The organism is Leptolyngbya sp. FACHB-541 (genome assembly GCF_014695875.1).
In the GTDB taxonomy this organism is placed as follows: Bacteria; Cyanobacteriota; Cyanobacteriia; order Elainellales; family Elainellaceae; genus JAAUTN01.
The window spans coordinates 1-9,557 of sequence record NZ_JACJPC010000126.1; the positions used below are offsets into that span (position 1 = coordinate 1).

The window sequence follows — 9,557 nt, forward strand, 5'->3', positions numbered from 1 at the left end:
GTCAGCCCCATTACCGCGTGTTTGCTGGCAATATAGGGAGATATTCCTGGAAACGCAATTAACCCACCCATTGACGAATTATTGATAATCACACCTGATCCTTGGTTGAGCATCTGTTGAATCTCGTATCTCATACACAAGAACAGCCCCCGTACATTAATCGACATCAGTTTGTCAAAATCCTCAATCGATTGTTCGTGCAGTGGTTTGAGAGAAGGCTCAATCCCAGCATTGTTAAAGGCACAATCGAGTCTGCCGTAGGTGGCGCGCTGCTTCGCAGATACCGCAAGGGTCGTTTTCTCGACTAAAGCTTGAACTTCTGCTTCATCGGATATATCCGATCGCACAAAAAGGCACTCTGCTTCGGTATCGCGAATCAGTGCAGCAGTTTCTTCACCTTCTACCTCCCGTCTACCGGAGAATACGACTTTTGCACCCACAGCACCGAGCGCGATCGCGGTTGCTCTGCCAATTCCCGATGTGCCACCAGTCACTAACGCCACTTTATCTTGCAGTATCATTCTGTTTCTCCTGTTTCAATGACGATTGACCTTCAGCAACGAACTGACGAGATCACCGACCACCAATCCGATCGCTTTGGGAAACGAGTTCGGACGCCTCGTCGCGTTTGAACACCTTGTAGGCGATCGCTAGGAATATGGGGATTATCACCAGCGCCGATAGCGCCACGTAGGTCGCGTGGAACTCGCTGAGTGTGAACAGAGCCGGCACGGTCACGGCGGTTCCAGGTGCGTCGATCGCAAGGAAGCCGATGATGTTGTTGGCGAAGTGTACGCCAATGGCGAGTTCAGTAGTTCCGTCAATCAACGAGACTACAGTCCACAACAGACCCGGAACGAGGAAGTAGTTGGAAAAGACCGTGAGCCAGCCACCTGCCTGCGCTTCCGGGTTGAGGAGGTGCGGTAGGGTAAATACCACGGCTGACACGATCGCCAGAAAGATACGGTTGTTCCAAATAACACTCGCGCCCTGCACGATGTATCCACGAAAGAAAAGCTCCTCGGTAGTGGTTTGGATCGCGGTGAAGACCAGTACCAGTGGTATGAAGAGCGCGAACGTTGCGAGGTCGGAGTTGAAGGAAAAGGTGTCGGGGTAAAAGAGGTATTGCCCCAGTACGCCTATCAGACACAATGGAATCGACCACGCCACAAACCCCTGGACGACGCGGTGCCAGCTTATCTTCTTCTGCGCCGTGACGAGCGTCAGGGGATGACGACGGTGGATAAGGGTAACGGCGATCAGAACCCCCGCAAGGAAAAATGGGAAGCCTACCATAACAAACAGGAACTTCCCGAAAGGAGCAAGCACGGTGTAATCCATCTGTCCGCTGAACGCGAATGCGACGAGTACGCTGGCACCAGTCCCGACCACCAGCCACGCAAAGAGGATGACCACCAGTCCCAGAACATACCGCCATCCCCGATACTTCCCCCACCTCGCAGCCTCCACGTAAGTCGCGTCTTTCACGTCCGTTCCGCTTCCCTGCTTTCCTGTGATTGCTTTGAACTTCATCCTTGCCTCCTTGACTCGTGCGTGATGGAGTTAGCGAATCTGTTTTGGGGTCATTCCAGTGATTCGCTTAAACTGTTGGGTCAGATGGCTTTGACTGGAGAAACCAACTTGTAAAGCAATGTCGGAGATCGCTAAATCTGTTTTCGAGAGCATCAATTTTGCTCGTTCCACCCGCTGTTGAATTACGTATTGGTGTGGAGAAACCTCAATCGCTTGTTTGAATGCGGTGGCAAAGTAAGTCGGGCTAAAATTAAGAGTCTCTGCAAGTTCAGCCAGTGACAAGTCTCGGTCGAGGTGAGTATGAATGTAGTCGAGTACTTGTTGCAATTGGGTGCGCGTCAAGCCTTTGTGCTTGAATTTAGTGGTTAACGTTGTAGTTGTTAGCATGGTTCAAAAATTGGCAAGTTATTCAACAAAACAGGCAAAAGCTAGCGCTCGCGCATTCGATCACTTACTAGCACTCACAAACAAGTCAGATATGAATAGAGCTTAGTGACTTGCAGCGACAATGGCTGCCATCAACTCTGTTATTTTCCAGCGCTCGGTATACCGAATGTTATTGATAAATAGGGCTGGAGCAGTTGTTACTCCACTGTGCAATCCACCTTCAATATTTTCATTGATGCGCTCGATATGCCTTTGTTTAGATAACTCTTTGAGAAATTGAGGGATATCAAGCCCTAAATCATTGGCGTACTCTACAAGATAACCGTTCTCCAACCTTTGTTGATGGTCAAATAAAGTATCGCTCATTAACCAAAACTTTCCTTGGGCAGCGGCGGCTTCGGCGACTTGGGCGGCCCGTTGAGCATGGGGATAAATCTGTGTTTGTGGAAAATGACGGAAGATGAAGCATAAGTAATCCTCTCCAAAAGCAGCACTAAGCTCTCGTTTGATCGCTTTAATCAGCTTGTAAACGTCCGCACTTCTAGGACATTGATAGTCTCCATACATCACCAACACTACCCTGGCACTCAGAATACCTTGAATCCAATCTTGAGTTGAAGGGGGTACAAGTAAAGAACTGTGGCTACGATCGTCGCTCATCTTTTTACATCTGTATCAAGCATAGAACCGTGCAATTTACTTGCTCGATCCATTTGCATGACTGTTTGCATAAATTCAATATAGGTGGTCGCCTTCAAGCTGTCGCCTACAGCAAGTTAAAACTTTTACAGTACAAATTGATAGAGTAACCATGCGATCGCGGAGTAGAAGGCTGGCTCTAACTTAAGTTAGACTCCGAATTCGATCGAAAGTACATCCTACAAATTCACGATGCCGCGTTTAACCGCAACAATCACCGCTTGAGTGCGATCGCTGACATCTAATTTGTTCAAAATCCGGTTGACATGAGATTTAACAGTGCCTTCACCGATACTCAAAGCCACCGCAATATCGGCATTACTCATCCCCTGAGCCAACGAGCGGAGTACTGCTAGTTCTCTTTCACTCAGTTCTGGATTACTGAGGCGTTGTACCAACTTTGCTCCCACATCGGGCGGAATATACTTCTGACCCCGATGAACGGTACGAATCGCATTTAGAAGCTCGTCAGGTTCAGTTTCTTTCAACAGATATCCTTTTGCGCCTGCCTGCAATCCCCGGTAAATATCTTCGTCGCTATCATACGTGGTCAGTACAATAATCCGAGCCGATTTAGCCGTTGCACAAATTGCACCGATGGCAGCAACTCCTTCCACTTCAGGCATTCGCAGATCCATGAGCGTGATATCCGGTTGGTGTTCCCCAAATAGCGCGATCGCTTGCTCCCCATTTTCGGCTTGGGCAATCACCTGCATCTCTGGGTCACGGTTAATAATCGTGGCTAATCCTTGCCGAAAAATGGCATGGTCGTCCGCAATCAGAACCCGAATCGGGGGTGTGGGGTGTAGGGTGTGGGGTGTGGGGTGTGAAGTAGTCAATGGTTGTCTATCCCCCTTTGAAGGCTCTGAAGGAGGCGATTGAGTAACCGTCCCGTGCTTTCACACAAACTCATCAATTCAGTAATGTCATCAATATAATTTAAACTATTAGCAAGGAGAAGCAAGGTTTCTAGTTCTTTGAGACTTCCATTTGCAATACCGAGAAACTGAAGATATTCCTTACGATGATTCCTTCCATATCCTTCAGCAATGTTGGCAGGCACAGAAACACAGGCTCTACGAATCTGTGAAGTTAGTCCATAGATTTCATGCTTTGGTAGTGCTTCTGTTGCTTGATAAACTTCCTTTGCCAATCGCATTGACACTCTCCAAACCTCCAAATCACGATAACTCTCTAACGTACCCATACCCCACACCCTACACCCCAACCACAACAATAATTTCTGTTCCTTGTCCAGGTTGACTCCGAATCGTGAGTTGTGCGCCGATGCGCTCTGCCCGTTCGCTCATGCCGAGTAAGCCAAATCCCTCAGAGGATGGAATACTGCCAACTCCAAAGCCCTGTCCATTGTCTTTCACGCGCAAGCAAAACTGGTCGCGATCGTAGACTAGCTCCACTCGAATTTCGTCAGCATTGGCGTGTCTGATCGCATTGGTTAATGCTTCCTGTCCAATCCGTAGTAGGTTATTCTCGACTTCAGTGGGGAGAGAATACACTGCACCCTCAATCTCATAATGTAGAGTGGTATCCATTGCGGCAGTTCTGATTTGAGCGACGAGACGATGGAGAGCGCTCTGTAAACTGCCCTCCTCTAAAAGCTGAGGACGAAGCGCGACGACCGATCTCCGGGCTTCAGTCAGTCCAGTTCGTGCCAATTCTTTGATCAGATCCAGGTGTGCCCCAGTTGCTTCTACATCATCCGTGAGCACTTGTTTTGCCGCGCCTACCTGAGCCAGAATACCTGTAAACGCCTGAGCGAGTGTGTCGTGAATTTCGCGTGCCATGCGGTTGCGCTCCTCCAAAATCGAGGCTGCTTCTGCTTGCTTTTGCAGCGTAATATTTCGCGCCAACCAAATTACCTGCTCGTGGTCGATTGGTGCAATGCGAGCCGAAAACCAGGCTTCTCGTCCAGATAGCCACTGGCTGTATTCAACGGTGAGGACTTGTTGGGTTCTCAGCACCTGCTGAATGTAACCCAGTAATTCATCAGCTTGTTCTTTATCAAAGAGTTGATGCAGTGTTTTGCCAACAAGTTCCTCTTTATACAACTCTCTGTATGATGGATTCCCTTCGGTTACGCAGATCACTTGCCCTTCAGCAGTAAAGATACACATTGGATCGGGAATGGCTGAAAACAGCGCCCGCAGTTCTGCTTCAGAGGCTTGCAGCGCTGCTTCTGCTGAAACGCGATCGCTAATATCCGCCATCACCCCTTCGATATAATCATCGGTTGCATTCAGATAAGAGGAACAAAGTCCCCAAAACAGCGTCCCATCTCGTTTTCGCATCTGGACTTCAAAGCTTCGCATTTCCCCATCCCGCTTCATCACCTCAATGGCGTATTGGCGATCGTTGGGATTTACAAAATAGCCGATGCTGTGTTCCAGCCCAATGATCTCCTCTGGTGAATCAAAGCCCAACAGATCGGCAAAACGTTGATTGGCATCGAGAATTAATCCATCACAGGTGCGGGTTCGGTAGATGCCAACCTGCGAGTTTTCAAAGATAGTTCGGAACTTGGCTTCACTTTGTCGTAACGCAGCAGTTCGTTCTGCGACCTGTTGCTCTAAAGTGCAGTTGTAGTCGGCTAGGAGTTTCTCGGCTTGTTTGCGCTCTGTAATGTCCTGAAAGGTAGCGATCGCATAAGTGATATTGCCCTGTTGATCAAAAACTGGTGTTCCCCGTGCCTCAAGTAGAATGGTGACATTATCTCGACGAATTTCTATATCTTCAGTCCTGATGCGTTCGCCCCTTAATGCCCGAACATTAGGCAAGCTCTCCGCTGGATAGATTTGATCCGTTCCTGCTACATAAAGCTGGTAAGCCTCTGAGAGCTGCTCCGGTGCTATGGAAGTATCAGTTTCTTTACCTAGGAGTTGAGTGCCGCATTGGTTGGCATAGTAAGGGCAACCCGTCGCATCCACGATCGCAATTCCCACCGGAATCGCTTCAAGGAACTGGGCGATCTTGCTTTCCTTAGCCTGCAGTTCTGAGTAAAGGTTGGCATTTTCGATGGCGATCGCTGCTTGAGTCGATAATAGCTGCAAGACCTGCGATCGTTCTGGTGTAAACACTCCAGTTGCTAACCGATTTTCTAAATACAATACACCGACCAGCTTGGCTTGATTCAGCAGCGGCAAACAGAAAATAGATTGAGGTTGGTTCTGTTGAATATATGGCTCATTAATAAAAGCACCTTCACGAGTCGCATCATTTAAGGTGACAGGCTTCAGAGTCCGAATCACATATTGAATGATCGATTCTGGCAACTGAGCGGCAATTGGAATAGACTGCAACACCTGAGTCGCACAAGCATTCTCATCGGTATTGAGTTCACAAACCGCTTCAATCAACCATTCTCCTGAGTTTTCTAAAATCAGATATCCGGTTTGTGCGCCAGCATTCTCGATTACAATTTGCATCAGCGATCGCAGCAGTTGCTTCAGTTCAATTTCACGAGAAATCGCTTGTGAAGCTTTCATCACTGCTGCTAAATCGAAAGCAGTATGGAAGGGATTAGTGATAGTTTCAGCAGTAATAGGAATTGATGTGGAAGCGGCTCTAGACGACTGAGAAAAGAACTGTGGATAGCGAGTTTCTAAATCTTTAACTTTAGCGGTTGCGCCCCAGCGATCGTAGCAATAGTGCGCTTCTTTCATGTAGGTCTGAGCAATCTTTTCCCGACCTCGCGCTAGATAATGTTTAGCCGCTAATTCATAAGCTAATGCTTCTTCCTGGATATACTCATTTTCAGCAGCACCTGCGATCGCTCGTTCGTAAAGTTCCTCGGACTCAAAGAATTGCCCTGAGACTTGCGCTTTCTCTGCCTCGACTAAATAAAATTTATGGAGATAATTCATTGGGGCGTGTTCTGCCCATTTCTGCATTTTTTCTTGGTTGGCGTTAACACAGTTTAGCCAAGCTGCTTTTTCAGGGTTTGAAGCATCAGGCGATAGGCTCAAAAGCACCAGCGAATGATAGAAACAGAATATAGGTAGAACCGTTATTGCTGTCACCTCTTCAAAATGTTGCCTTGCCAAAATAGCAGTCTGTTCAGCTTGACGGTGTTCTCCAAATAGATAACACAACATGACTTTGTGCAAATAGAGTATTTGGATTGCAGTTCCATCTTTAACTGCAATAGCGTGTGATAACGCCTGCTCTTCATGATGTAGCCTACTAAGTAAGCGGCTGGAATCCTCAGGTCTATCTTGCAAATTAAGAATAGTTTGTCGCAATATTGCCAGCCAATTCGAGGGACTTTCTCGTCTAATTTGGTCAACCGCTTTGCTGTAAACTGCTGTTTTTTGTTCCAGTTGGGTGAGTTCCTCTCCAGCAAGAAACGAGTAATAGCACACGTAATATGCAGTATAACCAGCAGTTTCAAAGTCTCCAGTTTTCACTCCATTTTGATAGGCATCAACCAGCATGGGTATTGTGTTCCTAAGATGCACCTTCCAGTGCATGATATGGACATTCGAAAACATTAAGGTTCTAGCATTTCCTCTGGTATTCAATCGTTCTGCCAAACCCAGAGCCAATTTGCCGAACTTATAACCGAATTCAATGTCTTGAACAACTCCACATAGAACAAACCCGTAGCCAGCATAAAACACTGATGACCAGACGGCATTCCCGTAGTTAATTGATAAATTTACCGCTTTGCAAGTAATCAGCATGAATAGTGCTGGTGACCTGATAAATGCAGCAGACCTCATACTCGCCAGGATTGACATAGCTGCCAGCGGTTCTGGTGCAGTCATCTCTGGTAAATTAATCAAGTTTTCGATTTCTCGTTCAGCGAGTAGTGTAGCCGTTGACTCCAATTCCCTTTGAACATCTGCCTGACTTGGATTTTCTATTAAATCTATTCCCAAGAGCTTTAACGCTTCCGATCCAGTTTTTAGTGCTTCTTTCAGGTTGCCCTGTGACAAATATCCTTGAATTCTGGTATCGTAAGCTTGCACTTTGTCAACCACTGTTTTGCCACGATCAAGTACTACTTCTACCAACTGTTCCATCTCATCAAAGCGACCCTGGAGATACGCCGCTTCTGCTGCTTCTGAATACAGCGCTAAGGTCAGGTCATACTCACTCTGCCAACTCTCTGAATTGAGGAGTTTAAGCCCTGTAGTGAAATATTTAAAAGCTGCTTCATAAGCCGTTGCTGCCTTTGCTTTCTGACCTGCCGTTAAATTCAATCTGGCAATTTCAGTTCGTTCTGGTTGAGTAGTGACAAGCTCCGTTCCTTGATCGAGATGATCCACAATAGTAAACAGTCGATCGAATCGTTGCTCTGGTGAAGCTTTTTCGAGTAAATTACGACCGATTTGGAGATGAACCACTTGTTTGCACGACTCATCAATTAGGGCATAAGCCGCTTGCTGCACCCGATCGTGCAGAAACTTATACTCTTGAACCAACAAATTTTCGTCCAATTCAGACAAAGGTTGAATTAATCCCGCTTGTATTGCTTCTAATAAATCCTGAAAAATTGCTTTCGGTGATTTTTCGCAAACGGTTCCTTCGGAGTTGCGCTCTGCGCTAAGCGCCAACGTTTCTAAATCAAACTCAGACCCAACACAAGCAGCAATGGAGAGAACTTGCTGTGTTGCTTCCGGCAATTTTTGCAACTGACGCAGCAGCAACTTCACCACATTATCGGTGATATCTTGAGCTTCAATCTCAGTTAAGTTCCACTGCCAACTTAACTGTTGGGCATCAAAGGTTAACAGGTTTTCGCTATACAGTAGCTTCAAAAATTCACCCACAAAGAAAGGGTTGCCCTCGGTTTTACGCAACACGGCTTGGGCTAAGGAACGAACGGTATCAGGATTGCAATGTAATGTCTCAGCCACCAGCTGACTCAATGGTTCCAGCGTTAAAGGAGTCAGGGTGATTTCTTGAAGCGCTGCACCCTGCTTTCGCAAGCTCTCCAGCATCAAAATTAATGAATGCGTTGGAGATACTTCATGATCTCGATAGGCTCCGATCAAAAACAGAGATTGAGTTTGCTCGTCAAGCAATATGAGTTCGATTAACTTCAACGTCGCAGAATCGATCCACTGTAGATCGTCTAAAAAGATGACCAGGGGATGCTCTTTTGCACAAAACGCCCGCATAAACCTTTGAAACGTGAGATTGAAGCGATTCTGTGCCTCAGTTGCTCCAACTTTGGGCACAGGTGGCTGCTTGCCAATGATGAACTCAACTTCGGGAATGACATCTATGATAATTTGCCCGTTGTTTCCTAAAGCAGTGAGTAAACGCGATCGCCATACTTCCACCTGTTCATTGGGTTCACTCAATAGTTGCTGCACCAATCTTTGCAGGGCATCGACGATCGCGCTGTAGGGAATATTGCGCCCAAATTGGTCAAATTTACCCCAGATAAAATAGCCGTGCTTTGTTGTGATCGGTTTAAAGAGTTCCTGTACCAATGCTGTTTTGCCAACGCCAGCGTAACCAGAGACCAGCATCATTTCACGGACTGCCTTACTCCCTGCCACTCTGTCAAACGCTACCCATAATGCTGCAATCTCCGCTTCTCGCCCATACAGTTTTTGAGGAATGCGGAACTGCTCGGAAACATCTTGCAGTCCCAACGATATGGCGTTAATCTGACCCATTTCCGTCAGTTGTTGGGCACAGCGCTCTAGATCTGCTTTGATACCCCAGGCACTTTGATAACGATCTTCTGCATTTTTTGCCATTAGTTTCAAAATCAGGTTTGAAACAGGTTGGGGAATCGTCGAGTTCAATTCATGCGGGGGAATCGGCGGTGTAGCAATGTGACAGTGAACTAGTTCCAGGAGATCACGGGTGGGAAACGGCAATTGTCCCGTCAACAGTTTGTAGAAGGTTGCACCCAGGGAATAAAAGTCGGTGCGATAGTCGAGCATCCGGTTCATTCGTCC

General features: G+C 47.0%; 7 protein-coding genes. All 7 read right to left on the reverse strand.

Translation table 11 applies throughout. From position 1 onward, the window contains the following. Positions 1-521: SDR family NAD(P)-dependent oxidoreductase (locus H6G00_RS27515; protein ID WP_190799167.1), on the reverse strand; the 521-nt coding region annotated here is incomplete at its 3' end. A 52-nt stretch (positions 522-573) separates the two neighbouring features. Further along, entirely contained in the window at positions 574-1,533 is a 960-nt protein-coding gene (locus H6G00_RS27520) for a type II CAAX endopeptidase family protein (protein ID WP_190799168.1), read from the reverse strand. 30 nt (positions 1,534-1,563) lie between these two features. After that, positions 1,564-1,920, reverse strand: coding sequence for an AraC family transcriptional regulator (locus H6G00_RS27525; RefSeq protein WP_190799169.1), 357 nt, complete (start codon positions 1,918-1,920; stop codon positions 1,564-1,566). Positions 1,921-2,022: 102 nt separating this feature from the next. Beyond that, positions 2,023-2,580, reverse strand: coding sequence for a DsbA family protein (locus H6G00_RS27530; RefSeq protein ID WP_190799170.1), 558 nt, complete (start codon positions 2,578-2,580; stop codon positions 2,023-2,025). Between the two features lie 218 nt (positions 2,581-2,798). After that, a complete protein-coding gene (locus H6G00_RS27535; protein ID WP_199318747.1) occupies positions 2,799-3,458 on the reverse strand; it encodes a response regulator transcription factor in 660 nt (219 codons plus the stop codon). Continuing rightward, positions 3,455-3,826 carry a four helix bundle protein gene (locus H6G00_RS27540; RefSeq protein WP_190799171.1) on the reverse strand — a complete coding sequence of 124 codons (372 nt, stop codon included), beginning with the start codon at positions 3,824-3,826 and terminating at the stop codon, positions 3,455-3,457. The genes H6G00_RS27535 and H6G00_RS27540 overlap by 4 nt, the downstream gene beginning before the upstream one ends. Before the next feature lie 10 nt (positions 3,827-3,836). Then, positions 3,837-9,557, reverse strand: a 5,721-nt coding sequence (locus tag H6G00_RS27545) for an AAA family ATPase (protein WP_190799172.1), incomplete at its 5' end; no start/stop codon positions are given.

What these genes read in the sequence shown, in the direction of transcription:
- H6G00_RS27520 (WP_190799168.1), bottom strand. Translation starts at nt 1,533, where the DNA reads ATGAAGTTCAAAGCAATCACAGGAAAGCAGGGAAGCGGAACGGACGTG.
- H6G00_RS27525 (WP_190799169.1), bottom strand. Translation starts at nt 1,920, where the DNA reads ATGCTAACAACTACAACGTTAACCACTAAATTCAAGCACAAAGGCTTG.
- H6G00_RS27530 (WP_190799170.1), bottom strand. Translation starts at nt 2,580, where the DNA reads ATGAGCGACGATCGTAGCCACAGTTCTTTACTTGTACCCCCTTCAACT.
- H6G00_RS27540 (WP_190799171.1), bottom strand. Translation starts at nt 3,826, where the DNA reads ATGGGTACGTTAGAGAGTTATCGTGATTTGGAGGTTTGGAGAGTGTCA.